At 61.4% G+C, this 19,533-nt stretch carries 18 protein-coding genes; 9 read left to right on the top strand and 9 right to left on the bottom strand.

The genetic code is table 11. From position 1 onward, the window contains the following. Positions 1 to 10: 10 nt before the first annotated feature. Complete coding sequence (locus tag ASU23_RS17560) at positions 11 to 1,057, bottom strand: NADP-dependent oxidoreductase (RefSeq protein ID WP_030536117.1); 1,047 nt, start codon at positions 1,055 to 1,057, stop codon at positions 11 to 13. Positions 1,058 to 1,425: 368 nt separating this feature from the next. On the opposite strand from ASU23_RS17560, the gene ASU23_RS17555 reads away from it, so the two are divergent. Both ASU23_RS17555 and ASU23_RS17550 read left to right on the top strand, forming a co-directional pair. Further along, positions 1,426 to 2,691 (top strand): cytochrome P450, encoded by a 1,266-nt coding sequence (locus ASU23_RS17555; protein WP_007730518.1) that lies wholly within the window; start codon positions 1,426 to 1,428, stop codon positions 2,689 to 2,691. Positions 2,692 to 2,829: 138 nt separating this feature from the next. Next, positions 2,830 to 3,411 (top strand): PadR family transcriptional regulator, encoded by a 582-nt coding sequence (locus ASU23_RS17550; protein WP_050656919.1) that lies wholly within the window; start codon positions 2,830 to 2,832, stop codon positions 3,409 to 3,411. Positions 3,412 to 3,545: 134 nt separating this feature from the next. Here ASU23_RS17550 and ASU23_RS17545 read toward each other — a convergent pair whose 3' ends face one another. Beyond that, entirely contained in the window at positions 3,546 to 4,268 is a 723-nt protein-coding gene (locus ASU23_RS17545; protein ID WP_007730520.1) for an IclR family transcriptional regulator, read from the bottom strand. A 280-nt stretch (positions 4,269 to 4,548) separates the two neighbouring features. Here ASU23_RS17545 and ASU23_RS17540 point away from each other — a divergent pair, with 280 nt between their 5' ends. Next, positions 4,549 to 5,475: an alpha/beta hydrolase gene (locus ASU23_RS17540; protein ID WP_007730522.1), complete on the top strand. Its 927-nt coding sequence runs from the start codon at positions 4,549 to 4,551 to the stop codon at positions 5,473 to 5,475. Between the two features lie 5 nt (positions 5,476 to 5,480). On the opposite strand, the gene ASU23_RS17535 is transcribed toward ASU23_RS17540, so the two are convergent. After that, positions 5,481 to 6,131: a Dabb family protein gene (locus ASU23_RS17535; protein WP_058038356.1), complete on the bottom strand. Its 651-nt coding sequence runs from the start codon at positions 6,129 to 6,131 to the stop codon at positions 5,481 to 5,483. Then, positions 6,124 to 6,471 (bottom strand): hypothetical protein, encoded by a 348-nt coding sequence (locus tag ASU23_RS17530; protein ID WP_007730530.1) that lies wholly within the window; start codon positions 6,469 to 6,471, stop codon positions 6,124 to 6,126. The genes ASU23_RS17535 and ASU23_RS17530 overlap by 8 nt, the downstream gene beginning before the upstream one ends. A gap of 241 nt (positions 6,472 to 6,712) precedes the next feature. Here ASU23_RS17530 and ASU23_RS17525 point away from each other — a divergent pair, with 241 nt between their 5' ends. Both ASU23_RS17525 and ASU23_RS17520 read left to right on the top strand, forming a co-directional pair. Beyond that, positions 6,713 to 7,600 (top strand): SDR family NAD(P)-dependent oxidoreductase, encoded by an 888-nt coding sequence (locus ASU23_RS17525; protein WP_058038475.1) that lies wholly within the window; start codon positions 6,713 to 6,715, stop codon positions 7,598 to 7,600. Between the two features lie 47 nt (positions 7,601 to 7,647). Next, the gene (locus ASU23_RS17520; RefSeq protein ID WP_007730535.1) at positions 7,648 to 8,511 is read left to right on the top strand and encodes an SDR family NAD(P)-dependent oxidoreductase; all 864 of its coding nucleotides are present in this window, start codon (positions 7,648 to 7,650) and stop codon (positions 8,509 to 8,511) included. Positions 8,512 to 8,538: 27 nt separating this feature from the next. On the opposite strand, the gene ASU23_RS17515 is transcribed toward ASU23_RS17520, so the two are convergent. The 3 genes from ASU23_RS17515 to ASU23_RS17505 form a co-directional block, all read right to left on the bottom strand. Next, positions 8,539 to 10,035: an MFS transporter gene (locus ASU23_RS17515; protein ID WP_202426560.1), complete on the bottom strand. Its 1,497-nt coding sequence runs from the start codon at positions 10,033 to 10,035 to the stop codon at positions 8,539 to 8,541. A 154-nt stretch (positions 10,036 to 10,189) separates the two neighbouring features. Beyond that, positions 10,190 to 11,653, bottom strand: coding sequence for a benzaldehyde dehydrogenase (locus tag ASU23_RS17510; protein ID WP_058038474.1), 1,464 nt, complete (start codon positions 11,651 to 11,653; stop codon positions 10,190 to 10,192). Positions 11,654 to 11,746: 93 nt separating this feature from the next. After that, entirely contained in the window at positions 11,747 to 12,637 is an 891-nt protein-coding gene (locus ASU23_RS17505) for a LysR family transcriptional regulator (protein WP_058038355.1), read from the bottom strand. Positions 12,638 to 12,761: 124 nt separating this feature from the next. On the opposite strand from ASU23_RS17505, the gene ASU23_RS17500 reads away from it, so the two are divergent. The 4 genes from ASU23_RS17500 (at position 12,762) to ASU23_RS17485 (ending at position 17,412) form a co-directional block, all read left to right on the top strand. Beyond that, the gene (locus ASU23_RS17500) at positions 12,762 to 14,129 is read left to right on the top strand and encodes an NAD(P)/FAD-dependent oxidoreductase (RefSeq protein WP_003942969.1); all 1,368 of its coding nucleotides are present in this window, start codon (positions 12,762 to 12,764) and stop codon (positions 14,127 to 14,129) included. Between the two features lie 49 nt (positions 14,130 to 14,178). After that, positions 14,179 to 14,931, top strand: a complete 753-nt coding sequence (locus ASU23_RS17495; RefSeq protein WP_003943227.1) for an IclR family transcriptional regulator — start codon at positions 14,179 to 14,181, stop codon at positions 14,929 to 14,931. Between the two features lie 98 nt (positions 14,932 to 15,029). Further along, the gene (locus tag ASU23_RS17490; protein ID WP_007730544.1) at positions 15,030 to 16,220 is read left to right on the top strand and encodes a 4-hydroxybenzoate 3-monooxygenase; all 1,191 of its coding nucleotides are present in this window, start codon (positions 15,030 to 15,032) and stop codon (positions 16,218 to 16,220) included. A 322-nt stretch (positions 16,221 to 16,542) separates the two neighbouring features. Continuing rightward, complete coding sequence (locus ASU23_RS17485; protein ID WP_058038473.1) at positions 16,543 to 17,412, top strand: TIGR03619 family F420-dependent LLM class oxidoreductase; 870 nt, start codon at positions 16,543 to 16,545, stop codon at positions 17,410 to 17,412. Between the two features lie 44 nt (positions 17,413 to 17,456). Here the strand turns inward: ASU23_RS17485 and ASU23_RS17480 are convergent, their stop codons facing one another. Both ASU23_RS17480 and ASU23_RS17475 read right to left on the bottom strand, forming a co-directional pair. Continuing rightward, positions 17,457 to 18,779 carry a ClC family H(+)/Cl(-) exchange transporter gene (locus ASU23_RS17480; protein ID WP_058038472.1) on the bottom strand — a complete coding sequence of 441 codons (1,323 nt, stop codon included), beginning with the start codon at positions 18,777 to 18,779 and terminating at the stop codon, positions 17,457 to 17,459. Positions 18,780 to 18,893: 114 nt separating this feature from the next. After that, on the bottom strand, positions 18,894 to 19,514 hold the full coding sequence (locus ASU23_RS17475) for a LysE/ArgO family amino acid transporter (protein WP_042451547.1): 621 nt from the start codon (positions 19,512 to 19,514) through the stop codon (positions 18,894 to 18,896). Positions 19,515 to 19,533 lie beyond the last annotated feature (19 nt).

Here is a 19,533-nt window from a genome sequence, read left to right as displayed (position 1 = left end):
TCTCCCTTTGTCAAATCATCACCAACTGCTTCCCCCGGTTGTGGCCCGAAAGCTGCCCGATCAAGGCCGCTGGGGCATTTTCGATGCCCTCGGTGACATCGTTGCGGTAGCGCAGTCCACCTTCGGCGATTCGAGCGGACGCCCACGCCCGGTACTCCGGGTACCGGTCGTAGTGGTCGTAGCAGACGAACCCTTCGATGCGTAGACGTTTGCGTAGTACAGGGCGTAGGGGAGGCCCGACTTCGCTTTCATCCTGGTTGTATTCGCTGATCATTCCGCACACGACGACCCTTCCGAAATCGGCCATGCGATCGAAAACCGCTCGCGTGATCGAGCCTCCGACGTTGTCGAAATAGACGTCGACGCCCTTCGGACACAATTCGTCCAACTGCTCGCCGATGTTCGCCGTCTTCCTATCTATGCAGGCGTCGAACCCCAATTCCTCCACAACGTATTCGGTCTTCTCACCCCCGGCGATTCCGATCACCCGGGCGCCCGCCAGCTTCGCGATTTGGCCTGCAACCATGCCGACTGCTCCGCCGGCCGCCGAAACCACGACTGTGTCTCGCTCTCGGACGTCGGCGACCAACCGCATTCCGCAGTGTGCGACAAATCCTGGCTGTCCTAGAATTCCGAGTTCATCTCCTAGGGAAGCTCGATTCTCCCTCGGTATGCGGTCCAGGGCAGCGCCTTTGATTGTGTGATAAACCTGCCAGTGCGTGCCGCCTCGAACCAAATCACCTGCCGCAAAGTCAGGATGCCGCGAAGAAATCACTTCGCCGACTGCGATGCCGTCCAAACCGGAGTGCGCAGGCACTACTCCAGCCAAGACGACGTCGCCGATACCGGCAACAGCTCCCAACGGCCCGGGGGCAGAGCTGGTGGACGGTAGGCGTCTTCGTATCGCCGGATCGATCGAAAGATAGTGGGCGCGGAACAGAACTTCGCCGTCCGCGGGCGGCCGGATCGGAACCTCGTCGATCCGAAAATCTTCTACGACAGGCAAGCCGCGGGGAGCTCGAACGACTCGCACAGCGCGGTTCACATATTCGGTCATGCGCAATTTCCAATCTGCTTCGACACCGGTTCGCATCACTTCTCGGGACGATTGCCCGGAATTGATCTCGCCGCCTTACTGATTCACGGCGAAGACGTCTGGGAATTCTGTCCTCGAGCAGCAAGGAGCGCACCTTCCCGCCCGCTCAGTGAGAATGTGGCAACCCGACGTCCGGAGCGCGACTTCATTTCCCATACAGCGGGCGGTTTGTTGGTTGCCTCGTAGTCCGACTGTGAAGCTCTGCGCAGTTCAGTTCAGCGCAGCGCTGACGCTCGTCACCAGTGGTATTCGGCTGTGGATTTTTACGAGGGCGTCAATGATCTGCCAGATCTTGTGTGAGTGATTTTGTCGAGGACGAGAGGTTGACTATGACTTCGCCGGTGGGTTCGGAGCGTGCGGTTCATGACACAACGGATTGGCTCAGAACGGGATTGGTCGATCCAACGGAGCCAGGCTTCCTGTCCGATCCGTACGCGCGGTACGCGATTGCGCGAGAAGTTGCTCCGGTACAACAGCATTCGAATGGCGTATACATGCTTTTCGCCTACGACGACGTGAAACGCGCACTGGCGGACAAGTCGCTGAGTTCGTCGGAACAGTATGCACTCGAGGCACCGCGCAATATGCGGATCAAGGCGGCCGGTGGTAGCGACGCCTACTTGTTGCGCCCATCGTTGTCGAAGCTGGATCCGCCGGACCATCTGGCATTGCGCAAGCTACTGGCGCGCCCGTTCACGCCCAGGGCAATCAAGCGTTACGACGCGCGGGCGAAGGAAATCGTCGACGAGTTGCTTGCCGATCATGGACGGGGCTCCGAGATCGAGCTGGTGACGGAAGTTGCTCATCCGCTACCGATTCGCCTTGTCTGCGAAATTTTCGGTATCCCCGTACCTGCCGACACCGATACGATGTTCGAGTGGACCCGTAAGGGACTCAACCTACTCGATCCGTTTCTGACTGCCGAGCAGACCAGCGACTACATTTCCGCTCAGCGTGATTTCTCGGCACACCTTCAGGACGTTATCGCTTGGAAGCGCAACAATCTTGGCGACGACATCCTGTCGGACTTCATCTCCGCCGGCGACGAAGGCGAGATAATCGGGCCGGATCAAGTTGCCGCAACCGTGCAGACTTTGGTCATCGCCGGACTGGACACCACAGTCAATCAGGTCGGTCTCACCATGAATGCACTTATGGGCCATCGTGATCAGTGGGAACGACTCGTCGACGACAGGGCACTGCTCGATCACGCGGTAGAAGAAGTCCTGCGCTATGAGCCGACGGCGCAGTTGATGATTCGCATTGCTCCCGAGGATTACGCGGTGGGAGATGCGGTGATTCCGGCCGGAAATCACATTGTGACGTGGCTGGCGTCGGCAAACCGCGATGAAACTCGATTCGGTCCGAACGCGGACAGATTGGACTGGTCGAGGTCAAATGTCCGGGACCACATCACGTTCGGTCACGGTGCGCACGCTTGCCTCGGTGCGTGGTTGGCCCGGCTGGAGATCAAGACCATCCTGAATGCGTTGATCGACAAAGCGCCGAAGACCGAGCTCGTCGACGGTGGAGTGACGTGGGGTGGCACGGCCTTTATCCGCGGTGTCTCCGAACTGCGATTGAACCTTTTCTGATTGCACGAATTCGTGAACAGACCACTCGGTGGGCAAGTCGGTGTCAGATGGTCGACGTCTTGTTAGTCTGGGCCGGTGCCTGATCCCGCAACTGCGTGTTACCCGGCATTGCCCGCGACAAGTTGGGCAGTGCTGGGAATGCTCACATTCGGAGAAGAACTCAGTGGCAGCGATCTGAAAAGCTGGGCCGACTGGAGCATCGGGTTCTATTACTGGAGCCCGTCGGTGAGCCAGGTCTATACCGAGCTCAAAAAGCTGGAAACGCTGGGATTCGTCAGTTCGCGGGAGGTTTCGGAATCGGGTGGGCGTCGTCGACGAGTGTTCACGATAACCGAATCCGGTATCGAGGCTCTCAGATCATGGTCACGCCGATCGGAGATCGAAACCCCCGTTCTCAAACATGGAGTGATGTTGAGACTGTGGGTCGGCCACCTCAACGACCCCGATCAGCTCAAGTCGATAGTGCTCGATCACATCGACAACCTCGAGGCAAAGAAGCTCAAGGCAATCGAACACGCCGATAACTCGGAGAATGAACCCGCCTGGGCATTTACCGAGATGAGTCTGCGATGGATAGGCCGCCATTTTCAGATGGAGATCGACCTCGCCGCTCAGTTGCTCGATGACATCGATGAGGCCGCCGCTCGATTCGCGCAAGGCGACGCCAACGCTCTCGGCTTGCCGCAGCCCGTCAATGCCGGTAGTTGGAAGTTGATCTGAGCGTGCGGAGGTACAACTCTCCAGATTCTGCCCCACGCCAATAGAATTGTGCTGTCGAGGTTTTCGTGCCCAGTCTTCGTGCCCAGTCTTCGTGCCTAGTCTTCGTGCCTAGTCTTCGTGCCTAGTCTTCGTGCCTACTGAGCTCGCATGCTTTCGGTGGTCCGGACGCCCGCATTTCGCCACAGGGAAGCGGCTGTTTCCCGAAGAAGCCCGGTGAGAGGCGAGTTCCGCTCGTCGAGCGGCATTTGTCGGAGCGGTCCGCAGATCGACAGCGCGGAGGTCGCGACGCCGATCGGGCCGATCGGAGTGGCGATCGTGCCGAATCCGTCGATCGGCGTGTCACGGCCGTATCCCACGCCGGTTTTTCGGACCTCGTCGGCCGCCTCTCCTCGCTCGTTGTTGAAGGTGTGGAGGACCCTGCCGACGAGAGTTCCGTCTGCGCGCGTGCTGAAACCGATCCGATTCGGAATCATGCTGGCGAAACGACCTGCCATGTGGGCGCGGCACACCACATTTGAGCCGTCGAGAATCGTCATCTCGACGATCAGTCCGGTACGCCGGTGCAATTCGTACAGGTGCGGATGCGCAGCTGAGTGAAGTCTGTCCTGGTACACGGCCAACGAGCCGAGTTCCACGAGCCGCAACCCGAGCGTGTAATCGCGGCCGCTGCGGTGCAGCCACCGAAGTTGGACCAGATGGTCGAGTATGCGGTGGGCTGAAGACCTTGGAAGCCCGGTTCGTCGGACAATCTCGGCGAGGGTGAGACGATCTCGACCGCCGAACGCATCCAGTAGCAGAGAGACTCGGTCGAGGAAGGCGTTCGGCGTTGCGGGATCGACCTCGAGCTGGAGCGACATGTGTTCCCTCTGCTATCCCGTAGTCAAGTTGGACAACTGCCCTGGACAAGGCTATTTCGATTAGGAATGATGACATGTTTTTTCTGCTTTGTGAAGAAGGCCACCCTGTGGATCGGACGCCTCCGGTGCTCGTCGGCGGAAACGGACCACTGATCGGGAGAGCGGGTTCCTTGCTTGGTGGTGGGCGATCTACGTTGACGTGATCACACGCCAAGTGGACAAACGCGGATGCCGGCGCAGACGTAGCGCCACCCGCCGGGCTGAGAGACCAGGAGACGATATGACGATTCAAGCGGAAGTCACCACGATGCTTGCAACCCTCAACGCTGGATTCCCGGATGTCACCAGTGTCCCGCCGTCGGAGCTACGAACTCTGATTCGGAACCGACGTGCGCCGCTGACGGGTCTTCCCGACATGCTTTCAGTCGAGAATCACGTAATCGACGGTCCCGGTGGAGATCTGGCAATTCGCGTCTTTCGTCCGCATGGAACCTCGAACGACGTTCCTCTCGTGGTCTTCGCTCACGGGGGCGGTTTCGTGTTCTGCGATCTGGACAGTCACGACGAATTCTGTCGATCGATGGCGCAGGGAGTCGGCGCAGTAGTGGTTGCCGTCGACTATCGGTTGGCGCCGGAGCATCCGGCACCGGCAGCCCACGACGACGTCTACGCCGCGGTGGCGTGGGCCAGCGAGCATGCTGCCGAATACGGTTCCGACGCAGGTAAAATCGCACTTGTGGGCGACAGTGCGGGAGGGAACCTCGCGGCGACCGTGGCTATTGCCGCTCGGGATCGGGGTGGTCCGGAAATCGCCCTTCAGGTTCTCATCTACCCCGTGATCGACGACGACTTCGAAACCGAGTCGTATCGGCTCTACGGCACGGGTCACTACAACACCACCGCAGCGATGGAATGGTACTGGCAGCAGTACGCGCCTGAAGGTCGCGACGACGCCCGTGTGATTCCTACGCGTGCGGAGACGCTCGCCGGTCTTCCGTCTGCTGTCGTCGTGACAGCCGAACTCGATCCGCCGTGTTCGTCAGGTGACGCGTATGCGCAGATGCTCGCGACGGCTGGCGTTTCGGTGCGCCATCATCGCTTCGAAGGATTGTTCCACGGCTTCCTCACTATCCCGTCTTTGTCACTGACCGAGCCTGCGCGACAGAAGCTTTGGGCGATGACGCGCGAGGCGCTCGGTAGCGAGTAGGCAGATCACTTCACTGTCAGGAGTCTCTCGGTGAGATTGCCGAACGTGTGACAGATTCTGTCGTGGACCACTGCCTCGGGACATTCGGGGTCGAACCACCGGTCCACCACTGCCCAGTGAATCGGATGATCGAGGTACTGGGTCTGCAGTGAGCCGAGGTCGGTGAACTCCTGCTCCCAGACATGAGTCCATGGTGTGTGCCCGGTCGCTGCGTCGACTCGGCTGAGACGCCAGGCGCAGATCGACGAGATATGGGTAGGCATCCTGAGCAGATCCCGTTCGAATTCCTCGAGTACGTCCTGGGGTGTGCTGGGGGATATCCGGATGAACAGCGCTCGGTACACCTGACCGGCGGCTTCGGCGCCGGAACGTCCCGTGGTCCCGGACGAGTACTCGGCACCGTGGAAGTGGTCGACGGCGGCGCAGCGCAGGCTGTCGTCGACCGCATCTCGGGCTGTCTGCCAAGCCATCTCGTCTTCGAACTGAAGATGGACGATCAGATCTCCGCCGTTGATGACGCCGGGAAGTGTCGTACATACGAGATGACGCAGCGCGTTCGACGATTCGGCAACTGCGGCAATGTTCTTCACTGCAGCGGTCCACTCGTCGGCGCCCGCCCCGTTGGCGGCGTGCACGACTCTTGTCACGTTATACATTGCTCAGTCCTTCGATGTCCTTTGCTGCGGCGGCCATGGAGCGACTCCGTTCGATTATGAGCGGAGCCATTGCATCCCACCACTGCCTGAGGGTGGAGTCTCTGCGGCCCTGGCGCGTCATCGACCACCAGCCGGCCGTGCCGTCGACCGTCCAGGTGACGGTCAAGGTGTTCGGGTCTTGATCGCACCACAACGGAGGGCTGACGAGTACGTCGGCGAGTGTCATGCCGCGACGCTGTGCACTCGGCAAATACTGGTCGAGTAGCGCGTCGACGAACTGTCGACCGCATCCCGGTTTCGTGACTATCCGATCGATCACGTAGAGCGTTTCATCTGCCATTGGTGAAGATTACTTTCCCCTAACCCGTTGTGATGCTTTCGATCTCACACAGCGGGAGATAGCGGATTTGGTCATGTGCCCGGCATTTCGACACCTCCCGTCAGGCGGGAATCGTTGCTGTGCAACAGAATCGGATGATGCAACATGGCGGACAACGATTGCGTGAAATGCAGTCGAACTCAGGTCGAACACATACGTCATGTGTTCGATGTCGTGAAGTGGAAGAGCCTTGGAGGAGCAGTTGAATCACTCGCTGGTAGGGAAGACCGCGCTGGTGACCGGGAGCAGTCGAGGCATCGGCAGGGCGATCGCCAGGCGACTGGCGGCAGAGGGGGCAACCGTGGTCGTCACCGCACGGTCGGCTCGGCCTACCGCGGCAGTCCGTGCCGACAGTAATGTCGTCATCGGCGGTACGTTGTCCGAGACCGTCGAGATGATCGAGTCGCAACACGGTCGTGCACTTGCCATTCCGGCCGATCTCGAGGATTCCGAGGCTCGCGACGGATTGATCGAGAAGGTCGTCTCGCGGACCGGAGGTATCGACATCCTCGTGAACAATGCCGGGTTTGCCGACTACGCGCCGATCGAGAAGATGTCGCTGGCGACGTTCGATCGGACCCTCGACCACTACATTCGCGCGCCGTTCGCCCTGTCGAAGGCAGCCATCCCCTACATGCGAGAGCGCGGCGCAGGCTGGATCGTGAACATCGGTTCCTCGACGGGACTGAATCCGATCAGGCCCTTCCGCGACTACAACAAGACGTCGGGTGACGTGATTTACGCGTCGATGAAGGCAGCACTGCACAGGTTCACACAGGGCCTCGCCGCGGAGGTGCTGGACGACAATATCGCGGTCAACTCGGTGGGGCCTTCCACTGCGATCTCGACTCCCGGCGCCGACGCACTCATTCCGGATGGATACGAAACCGAGCCCGTCGAGTATCTTGCCGAGACGGTACTGGCCATGTGTTCTCTTCCCGCGGCCGAGCGGACCGGCCTTGTAGCCTTCAGTCTTCATTTTCCCTGGTATCAGGATCTGGTCGTGAAGGCGCTCGACGGGCAAGGGCTGATGCCCAGACGTGAGCCACCGACGTGGTGCAATCCCAACATTCTGCCCGAAGGAATCTGAAGTCTTTGTCGAGCAATAGTTTCGGCGACACAACCCGAGGAGTGGAGATGTCCCACGCTGAACGCCGGTTCGGTACCGGCACGGCCGTCGTGACCGGTGCGGGGGCCGGTATCGGTGCAGGGTTCGCCCGTCACCTTGCGCGGCTGGGAATGACGGTGGTCGTTGCCGACATCGACGAGGAGCGTGCGTCGCTCGTCGCCGAGGACATTCGCGCGGCCGGTGGGAGAGCTGACGTCCATGGGGTGGACGTAGCGGATGCCGATGCCGTGAAGAGGATGGCGGACAATGTGTTCGATCGTCACGGCAGCGTCGAGTTGCTGGTCAACAATGCCGGAGTGGAGACGGCCGGGTTGCTGTGGGAAGTCAGTGGTGCGCGGTGGAGACGGTTGATGGAGATCAACGTCGACGGCGTCTTCTATTGCCTTCGTGCTTTCGTGCCATTGATGTTGAAGGTGGGTAAGCCGGCGTGTGTGGCCAATCTGTCTTCTGTCGGCGGGATCAACAGCGCCGCGGTGCAAGGACCGTACATCGTCAGTAAGTTCGCGGTGCTGGCGATGACCGAGAGCTTGCACCAAGATCTGTCGTTGGTCGACTCTCCGATTCAGGTCAGTGCTGTTGTTCCACACTCGATCCGGAGTGAGATCTTTCGTGCGGCCCAGCGTGACGCGCCGACTACGAACGTCACGGCAAACGCTGTCTTCGATGCAATGCAACAGGCGAACGTCGAATCCGGACTCGACCCGCTCGATGCCGCCGAGCACATGACCGAAGCAATAGCGCGTGGGGACTTCTGGGTGTTCTCCGACGACGACGCGTGTCGGCAGTTCACCGACCGCCGAGCCGCTCAGCTTCGAGACCTGCTACCTCCCGCCGATCCTCGCACAATGCTCACACGCATGGGCATCTCGTGAATGCGGAGCTGTTCGGAGCAGGCCTGTTCACGCGCTGCCGTTGACAGACGTCGACGCACTCTTGGGGAGGCCTGACCAACCCACCAGGCCGACCAGAGCGAAAGCTACGGCGGCAGTGACGAAGGTGACGGTGAAGGCGGATTCGCTGGGCAGAGCGGATACGCCCTCTGGCAGGTTCGCGATGGTCATCGAGGCGAGAATCGTAGTCACCACTGCACTGCCCATGGCGCTGCCGGTGGAACGGGAGATCGAGTTGATGCCGTTGGCTATTCCACTCTGGTGTCGCGGAACGCTCGACATGATGATCGCGGGCATGGCCGCGTAGCCCAGGCTCACGGCGGCGCCGATCACGATGCCGGCACCGATGACCGACGCGGTGTGCGTGTGGTCGTACGCGAGCCAGGCGAACGGCACCGCACCACAGATGGCGGTGAGTCCCAGGACGAAGCGTGGCCCACGCACTCTGATGAGCCGCCCACCGATCGGTGCTGCGATCAGCGAGGCAATCGCACCCGGCAGCAGGAATTCCACCGACGCACGCAGAATGCTGGCGTCGAATCCGTATCCCGTGAGGGCGTGGGGAAGCTGCACGAGATAGGAGATGCCCAGGAAGTTGGCGAACATTCCGAAGCCCAGCATGACCCCCGCCAGATTCGCCATCATCACGGGCCGGTGGACGAACATTCGCATGTCGACCAGTGGTTCGTCGACGATCTTCTCGATCCAGACCCAGACTGCGAACATCACGATCGAGCCCAGGAAAACACCGATGGTCACGGGTGAGAACCAACCCCATTGGTGGCCTTGCGAAATCGACAACAGGAGCAGAAGGAGTGCAGCGCCCAGGCTCAGCGCGCCGATGACGTCGACGCGCCCGCCGCTCTTGTGCTTGGTTGCCGGAACCAGCGTGATGACGGCGACGAGGGCAAGCAACGCGAACCCGGTGGCCATCCAGAAGGCATTGCGGTAGTCGGCATCCGGAGCCGATGTGAGAAGTCCGGTGGCTACGAGGGCGAGCCCGCTGCCGAATGCGAGAGTTCCGCTGACCAATGCCATCGCGCCGGGAAGCTTGTGTGGGCGGACCTCTTCGCGCAGGACCGACAGAGCCAGCGGGAAGATGGCGGTGGCGGTCCCCTGGAGGACGCGTCCGAGGATGAGAAGTGGCAGATTGTGTGCCAGTGCGGCGACGATCGAACCGATGACCATGACGACCAGAACGCCGACCAGCGTGCGCTTCTTGCCGTGCTGATCGCCGTAGCGGCCCAACAGGGGAGTGAAAACGGCGGCCGACAGCAACGTCGCCGTCGTCACCCAACTGATGCCGGCCGCGGATGCGCCCAGATCGGACTGAATACGCCCCAAAATCGGGACGGGCAGTGTCTGCATCATCGAGACGATCATCGCGGCCAGGCTGAGCGCCCCGATGATGACGGCCTCGCGGCGCGGCGATGTTACGACGGATACATCCGGGGTGTCGTGGACCGTTGGCTGCGCAGCGCTGTCGGTCGTCACTGAATTCGTCAAGTGGGTCCTTCTCGGGAATTACAAGAGAAATTGCTTAATGTGCCGAAGTAATTTTCTCTGGATGGTAAGTCCGCGAGATCGATCCCGTCAATGCTGGTCAGTGAGCCCCTGGGGTCAGTTCGGTGTATTCAGGACCAACTCGGCGTGTTCCGGACTAGAAGGGGTAGACCGGGAGTGCGCTCTGCGCAGTCACCCACTGCGTTTCGGTGAAGGCGTCGAGGTTTGCGCCGATACCGCCGACGCGGCCACCGTTACCCGAAGACGCCATACCGCCGAACGGGATGACTGCTTCGTCGCCGACGGTCTGATCGTTGATGTGTACGAGGCCGGTGGGGATCTGTTGAGCGAGTTCGAGTCCGCGCATGGCGTCGGAGGTCAGAATGCCCAGTGACAGTCCGTACTCGGAATCGTTGGCTATGGTGACGGCCTGTTCGACGGTGGCGAAGGAGGTGACCGGTGCGACTGGCCCGAAGACTTCGTCGGCGAATGCCGGCGCGGTGAGTGGGGTGTCGGCCAGCACGGTGGGCCGGTAGAAGAGATCCTCGTAGGTGCCACCGGCCGCCAGTTTTGCTCCGGCCGCGATGCTTCCGGTGACCAGGGAGTGGATGTGGTCGCGTTGTTTGGCGTCGATGATGGGTCCGAGTGCGACCTGACCGGTGAACGGGTCGCCTACCGGAAGCTTGTCGGCGCGTTCGGCAAGGAGTGCGGTGTAGTCGGCGGCGATACTTTCGTGGACGAGCTGGCGGCCGGTGGTCATGCAGATCTGCCCCTGGTGCATGAAGGATCCGAAAGCGCCTACAGATGCGGCCTTTTCGAGGTCGACGTCGTCCATGACGATCAGTGCGTTGTTTCCCCCGAGTTCGAGGTGTGCTCGTTTGAGATGGCGGCCCGCCAGTTCACCGACAGCGCGTCCTGCCCGGGTCGACCCGGTGAATGCGATGACGCGAACGCTCGGATGAACCACGATTGCCTCACCGGCGTCAGCGCCACCCGGCAGCATGCCGAACACTCCGGCAGGCAAACCGGCTTCTTCGAAGATGCGGGCAAGAACCACACCGCCACAGATCGCCGTGCGCGGATCAGGCTTGAGGATCACCGAATTGCCCAGTGCCAGTGCGGGAGCGACTGCACGGATCGACAGAATGATCGGGAAGTTGAACGGTGCGATGACGCCGACGGTGCCGACGGGGACGCGACGAGAGAAGCTCAGCCGCGGTTGCTCCGAGCGCAGCACCTCGCCGACGGGGTGTGCGGCCAAAGCTGCTGCGTTGTAGCACTCTTCGGCAGCGGTGTGGGTTTCCAGTCCGGCTTTGGCGGGAATGCTGCCGGCCTCGCGGATTACCCATTCGCCGATTTCGTCGGCGTACTGTTCGAACAGTTGACCGGCGCGGCGTAGAACGGCGGCTCGTTCGGTGTACGGCCTTGCTGCCCAATCCTTCTGAGCGGCAGTAGCTTTTGTTGCAGCGGCTGCCACGTCGTCTGGTGTTGCCATGCCGACCGTCGTCAACTGCTTGCCGGTGGCCGGCTCGACGACAATACGATCGTCGGCGCTACCGAGAACCCATTCGCCGTCGAAGATCTTCGATTCCCACACAGGTTCGCTCAGTAGACGCGTCATGGCCGCTCCTCGGTAAAGGGATGCAACCGCGCGCCGCATCACATGGTTGTGGACCACGTTGCTCCGTGAGGGGAGTCGATCGCCATCGCACTTTCACTCAGTGAAAGACGGATTCATGGCGTCCTTGAGCGCTTGGATCAGATCGGCGAACTCGGTCGAGTGGGTGGCGCCGCTGCGGGTCACTCCCGAGACGGGAATTCGCAAGCGGCCGTTCGATTCTCGCATGAAGCTGATGCCGGCGCGTGGAGATTCGCCTGCGGTGATCGAATACAGCAGGGTCCAGGCGCGCGGGTTGGTGATCACGTCCAGCGTGGCTGTGTGATCGCTCGGAATTGCTGGGCCCAGTTGGACGCGTCGATCTATCTCGCGGAACGCGTCCTCGACCACCTTGTGAATGAGCACCTGGCTTTGGCGCGGCGGCAGGAGCAGGGGGTATGCGGCCAGATCATTGAGGTCGACGCTTTGCTGGCCGGCCAGGGGGTGCCGGCTCGACATTACGACCAGCAGATCTTCGACGCCGAGATCCAAGGGTTCGAGTCCGGGGCGGTCGACGCCGCCGCGAATCAGCGCGATGTCGGCGTCACCGGAGGCCACGGCGTCCATGCGGTGGGCAAAACTCTTGATGACGAACTCGACGTCCAGGTCCGGATGAAGTTCGCGCACGTGTGCGATGGCGTCCAGCGTCTGAGCGGCGAAGCTCATGTTTCCGGTGATCCGGATCCGGGCTCGTGGGTCGCGTGCGACGGAGTATGCCATCGTTTCGAGGCTGAGGACTTGCTGCGCGATGGGCACGAGTCGCGATCCTGCCGGGGCAAGGCGAACGGCTCGGGTCGAGCGTTCGAAGAGTGTCGCGCCAAGCTCCTTCTCCAGTCGGGCGACCTGATGGCTGATCGCCGACTGCGAGATGAAGCAGCGCTCGGCAGCGCGACTGAAGCTCAGTTCCTCGCTCACGACGAGGAAGTACTTGAGTTGGCGGAAGTCCATGAGGACAGCTTACTTATGAGCAATCGAGATAACAGTCTTGCGAATACTCCAGCTAGCTGGACCCGACCCATGATCAGTCCATACCGTAATAGTCATACTTTCAATTTGGTTGAGGAGATTTGTTGTGGATAGAACAGCTGCGGGTCGCGCTGACATCGACGCGACTGGACACGAGCAGACTCAGGTAGTCATCGTCGGTTCGGGATTCGGAGCCCTCGCCGCGGCCAAGACCCTCGCGAAGTCCAAGACGCCGTTCGTCCTCATCTCCGCCACCACCGAGCACCTCTTCCAGCCGCTGCTCTACCAGGTGGCGACGGGCGTTCTGTCGGCAGGCGAAGTTGCTCCGCCCATCCGCACGATCCTGCAGAAGTACCCCAACGCCGACGTGCGTCTCGGTCGCGTCGTCGAGGTCAACGCCGAAGAGAACACCGTCGTCTACGAGGCTTCGGGCACCCGCCACACTCTCGGATACCGCTCGCTCATCGCAGCCACCGGTGCCACCCAGGCGTACTTCGGTCATGACGAGTTCGAAAAGGTCACCTACAAGCTCAAGACCGTCGAGGATGCCGAGGTCCTGCGTAAGCAGATCCTGCGTTGCTTCGAAGAGGCTCACACCACCAACGACGCGCTGGTTCGCCGCAACCTGCTCAGCTTCGTTGTCGTCGGTGCAGGCGCGACCGGCGTCGAGCTCGCCGGACAGATCAAGGAACTGGCGCGTCGCTACTTCGCCAAGTCCATCAACAACATCAGCGCCGACGAGGTCACGGTCACCATGGTCGAGGGCGCGGGCGTTGCGCTTCCGGCCTTCGGCGGCAAGCTCAGTGAGTACACACAGGCCTCGCTCGAGAAGTCGGGTGTCGAGGTTGTTCTCAACACCATGGTCACCGCCATCGACGAGCACGGTGTCACCGTCTCTTCGGCAAAGACCAAGGAAGAGAAGCGCATCGACGCCGAGACCGTCATCTGGTCGGCCGGTGTTCGAGCCAACGACTTCGCCGCAGTGCTCGGCGAGGCGACCGGTTGTGAGAGTGACCGTGCAGGTCGTCTGCTCATCAATCCGGACTTGACCGTCGGCGGGTTCGCCAACGTCTTTGCCATCGGCGACATGACTTCGCTGAACGGTCTGCCGGGTCAGTCGCCCGTTGCAATGCAGGGTGGCCGTCACGCAGCGAAGACTGTGAACGGAAAGGTCAAGGCCGGAACGCCTTTCAAATACTTCGACAAGGGCAGCATGTCGATCATCAGCCGATTCAGCGCTGTGTGTCGCGTCCGCAAGGTCGAGTTCAAGGGCACGATCGCCTGGTTCATGTGGCTGGCCGTGCACGTGATGTATCTGGTGGGCTTCCGCAACCGGTATGTCGCTGTGATGTCGTGGTTCGGTTCGTTCATCGGTCACCGTCGTCCGCACTTCCACTACGCGCAGGAGCCGATGAAGATCGAGGCCACGCCGCCAGTGACCGAACGCGAACCGGAATTGGCGCACTCCGCGTAGCTCCGCACCGCCTGAACACGTTTCGCCTGATGTCAGTCACACTGTGTGAATGGCATCAGGCGAGCGTTCGTTGATCGGCCGGGCATTTATCGTGCTCGGTGCCTTCGACGCGAAATCGCCGCGGTTGACGCAGTCGGAGATCAGTCGTCGCAGCGGTTTGCCTCTGCCCACCGTCCACCGACTGTGTGGGCAGTTGGTGGCTGAGGGCGCACTCGAGCGTCGGAGTGACGGCAAGTACCAGGTCGGAGTCCGGTTGTGGGAGATCGGCGCTCTTGCTCCCGGCGCTCACGGCCTACGGCAGGTGGCGTTGCCGTTCCTCGAGGACCTGTACGAGGTCACCCGAGAGAACGTGCAGTTGGTCGTTCGTGAGGGCACCGAGGCTCTGTACCTCGAGCGCTTGTCCTCGCGTAGCGCCGTCACCGTGGTCGGCCGTGCCGGCGGAAGATTGCCGTTGCACGCGTCCAGCGGTGGATTGATTCTCCTTGCGCACGGCGGAACCGAGCTTCTCGACGACGTCCTTCGCGCCGGCCTCGAGTCGTTCACTCCCAAAACCATTACTTCCGAGCGGATTTTGCGAGCAACTCTCGACGAGATCAGGCGCGCCGGATTCGTGGTCTGTCGTGAGTATCTGAACGTCGGAACCCTTGCCGTCGCCGCTCCTGTCCGCGAAGCCGGGGGCAGTGTCGTGGCAGCGGTCTCGACAGTTGTTCCGGTGGAGCAGGATCCGGCTCCTTTACTGCCGGCGTTGGTCGCGGCCGCCCGTGGAATATCACGCGGGCTTGGTAGCGGTGGGTTTCGATAGCTCGTTTCGGTCTTTCACTGAGTGAAATTGCAGCTGTTCAGAGGAGTGATCGTGGTCGAGGGTGGTCTCAATCGTCACTCACCTCAGGAGCTCTCTGTATGTCTTCTTCACGCACCCAGGTCGGAATCGTCGGTGGTGGTCCCGCCGGGTTGATGCTCTCGCATCTGTTGCATCTGAAGGGAATCGATTCGGTTGTCCTGGAATGCCGCACCCGCGAAGAGGTAGAAGGCACCATTCGTGCCGGGGTGCTCGAACAGAACACGGTTGATCTCATGGTCGAGACCGGACTCGGTGATCGACTGAAGCGGGAGGGCCTCGAACATCACGGAATCGAGTTGCGATTCGGTGGACGAGGGCACCGAATCGCGTTCGACGAACTGACCGACGGGCGAGCAGTCACGGTGTATCCGCAACACGAGGTGCTCAAGGATCTGATCGCGCGGCGTCTCGCTGACGGCGGGGACATTCGATTCGGAGTGTCCGACGCGCAAGTACACGATCACGAATCGGATCGCCCGAGTATCACTTTTGTCGACTCGGACGGAAATGATCAGAAGCTCGAGTGCGCCCTGGTGGCCGGTTGCGACGGTTCACGCACCGGAACGCGAAAGCTGATTCCCGAACCGTCGATCCGAACAGATCATTTCCGCCAGTATCCCTTCGCGTGGTTCGGCATCCTGGCCGAGGCGCCGCCGTCGTCCGAAGAACTGATCTATGCCAACCATGAGCGCGGGTTTGCACTGATCAGCACACGGACGCCCGAGGTACAGCGTCATTACCTTCAGGTCGATCCGGACGACTCCGTGGACAACTGGTCCGACGATCGAATCTGGGACGAGCTGCACATGCGCGTCGACGGTGAGGGGGCGGAGATCAAGGACGGCAGGATCTTTCAGAAGTCGATCCTCCAGTTCCGCAGCTTCGTGTGTGAGCCGATGCAGCACGGCAACCTGTTTCTTGCAGGGGATGCGGCGCACACCGTGCCGCCGACCGGCGCGAAGGGAATGAATCTCGCGATCGCCGACGTCTACGCACTGGCGAAGGCAATGGACGGTTTCTTCACCTCGTCCGACCGAAAGATGCTGGACGGGTACACCGAAACGGTGTTGCCGCGTGTGTGGCGGACGCAGCACTTCTCGTGGTGGATGTCGTCGATGCTCCATCGCTTGCCAGACGACAGCGGTTTCGGGCATCGCCGACAGTTGGCCGAGTTGGACATGGTCACGCGTTCCGTGGCGGGACGAACGCTGATCGCCGAGAACTACGTCGGAACTCCCTTGCATCAGTAGGCCGATTCGCAGGTTGCACGGTGCGAAATCAGGGGGAGTGGGGTGCCAGGTGTCACCAGGACCCCGAAGTTCTTGGTATGTGTCCGCCTGGCGGGAAGCCGCCGAGCCGAAGTAGCGGGAGCTTTGTAACCTCGAACACGTCCTTGTCCAACCGAGGGTGGCTGATGCTTCGACCGCACTGCGGGGGAGTTGTCGTATGACTGAGCGTTGCAAGAAGTGACTGTTCAGGATCCACTGTCTCCCAAGCCGATCGGTGCGAACCGACTTCGAGCTCATCGAGGCACTTCAGTCGCTCCGGTCAACTGAACAGAGGGATCTTCCGATGAAGTTCAGCCTCGCCGTGGCGATGATTCCCCTCTCTCAACTCGTTGCACTTGCGAAAGTGGCCGAAGAATGCGGCTTTTCTTCGATCACGATGCCCGACTCACTGTTCTTTCCCGAGCGGGGCGCTACCGGGTATCCGTATACCGCTGACGGTGTGCGGATGTGGGACGCGAAGACACCATTTGTAGACCCCATGATTGCCGCGGCCTTCATGGGACCCGGAACGTCGAAGATTTGCTTTTATCCGCAGGTGCTCGAGCTCAGCTCACGCAATCCTCTGCTGCTGGCAAGCCAGGTGGGGTCGGTCGCGAATCTGACAGGAGGCCGCTTCGGTCTCGGGGTCGGTGTGGGCTGGGCGCCAGAGGAATTCGAGTGGTGCGGCGCTTCCCCCAAGGATCGAGGCCCGCGAGTCGACGAGATGCTCGAGGTACTGCGACTGGTTCTAGGCGGCGGTATGGTCGAACATCACGGCAAGTTCTTCGACTTCGACAGGCTGCAGATGAGCCCGGCGCCGATCGATCCCGTCCCCATCTACATCGGAGGACATTCCGCGGCCGCATTGCGCCGTGCAGCGCGAGTGGGTGACGGTTGGACCTCGGCTACAGTCTCTTTCGCTGATCTGCAAGCTCTCATCGCGAGGATCGGCGTCCTGCGGGTCGAGTACGGGCGCGCCGAGTCCCCGTTCGAAATTCAGGCCGTCTGCGCCGATCGCTTCGGTCTCGACGGCTCCCTGGAACTGGCCGATAGCGGAGTGACGGAATCGATCGTCATTCCTTGGGCCATGTACGGCCTCGGGTTCGACTGCGACCTGGAAGCGAAGAAAGATGCGGTACGCAGGTTCTCCGAGGAAGTCATCTGCAAATTCTGAAATTCACGTAGCGCACCCGTGCTGCAATGACCCGTGTGCGGGGATCAATCCGTATGCGGGCGTTGCGGCTCCAACATCCGTTCGCGCAGACTGTCGTAGATAGGTGCCGACCCTGCCGACGTGGTGACGAATACCGCTGCCGCAGTGGCAGCGAGCATCGGGACCAGCGTCGACGTCACCGCGGTCATTTCGACCACGATCACGATGCCGGTGAACGGTGCGCGTACTACGGCGCCGAAGAAGGCAGCCATACCGACGGTGGCCATGGTGACCGTGAGCCCGGCGTCCACTCCGGGCACGAAGCTCGACAGTCCGGTGAAGATCGACCCCCAGACCGCGCCGAGAGCGAGTAAGGGAGCGAACAGTCCGCCGGGAGTTCCAGCGGCATACGAGAGCGGGCCGGTGAAGAACCGAACCACCAAGTACAGCAGCAGGATCGGCAGTACGAAGGTCCTTCCGCCGACGATCATCTGTGCAAGAACGTCGCCGCCCCCACTGGCCAACGGGTCGAGGAACAGCGTCAGGCCGATGACGGCGCCGATCGTTGCGCCGATGACAGTCGGTGGGATCTTGTCGAGCCGTGCCACGATGTCGAGTAGTCCTAGAATCAGGCGGTTGTACGCAATACCCAGTAGCCCCGTGAGGATTCCGAAGACGACGAACAGTGGCAAGAATGCGAGTTGAGGTGTCGGGACGGTGCCGACTTCGAAATCGGGTTGATCACCGATGACGATCCGTGCACAGCCCACCGCCACTGAAACACCGAAAAGGGTTGGCAGCACGGTGCGCAGCCGGAACGAGTGCGTCACCTCCTCGCAGACGAACAGTGCTCCCGCGATCGGCGCGTTGAATGCGACAGCGAGACCTGCTCCGGCCGTGGATGTTTGCAGCATGGCGACGTCGGGTTCGGTGAGGCGGGCTCGCCGTCCCGCTTCTGCTCCGATCGCCGCACCCATGTGTACGGTGGGGCCTTCACGACCGAGAACCAGACCGGAGCCGATCGCCAAGAGGCCGCCGATGAATCTGGCGGGCACGAGATTGATTCCCGGCGGTTTCGCTTCACCGCGGGACACCGCCTCGACGTGCTGGATGCCGCTTCCCTTTGCGAGGGGCACTCGTCTGACGATCAGTACGGCAAGTACGGTACACAGGGCCACCAGGAGGACCGGCACGAGCCACCCGACGTACGGAACGTGATGCGCCCAGTTCACGATCGCCTGACGAAGTTCGTCGGCCCTGATCAGACACCAACGGAACGCGCCGCCGACAAATCCGACCCCGACGCCGGCGACCGCAGCGAGTAGACACAGCAAACCCAGTCCGCGGTTGGAGTCACGCGGTTCGGTGCCGCCATCGTCCTCGGTCATCGTGATCAGCCCTACCTGATGGTCACAACTCGCGACAGGTGAATTGAGCTTCCTCATCTTGGACGGTAACCCATCCCGCTACCCGCAGGGTCGGATCGAGGTTGTGCAGCCTGGTCACAATTCGACAAGCAGGCTGATTCCGAGAACCGCCATCATCACGGCGATCAGAGCATCGAGAACCCGCCAGGCGTTGGGTTTCGCAAAAAGCGGCGTCAGCAGACGTGCGCCGTAACCGAGGGCGCCGAACCAGACCACACTTGCCGTGATGGCACCGGCGGCAAACCACCAACGTCCGATCTCGCCGCGACCGTTGGCGATGGAACCCATGAGCACGACGGTGTCGAGGTACACGTGTGGATTGAGCCAGGTGAGAGCCAATGCCATCGTGACGGCGGCAAGCCTCGACCCGTTGCCATGTCGATCCGGCGCCAACGTCTGGGGGTGAAGTGCCCGCTTGGCGGCGAAGAGCGCATAGCTGAGGAGGAAAACGGCGCCGGCGATACGAACGAACGTGATCATCGACGGTGCGTGTTCGAGGAGGGTCCCGATTCCGCTGACGCCCGCGAGGATGAGAATTGCGTCTGACAACGCGCACACTGCGACGATCGGGAGTACGTGTGATCGCGTCAGGCCTTGACGAAGAACAAACGCATTCTGGGCGCCGATTGCGACGATCAAAGACAGTCCGACCCCGAAACCGACGAGGGCCGACGCAGGGTCGTTGGTGCTGAGCATGTCGTCGAGCCTGCCGCTC

It is taken from the genome of Rhodococcus sp. KB6, from assembly GCF_001445685.1.
In the GTDB taxonomy this organism is placed as follows: domain Bacteria; phylum Actinomycetota; class Actinomycetes; order Mycobacteriales; family Mycobacteriaceae; genus Rhodococcus_F; species Rhodococcus_F qingshengii.
Note: the sequence above shows the minus strand (reverse complement) of the source record. Positions and strands in the feature narration are given on the sequence as shown.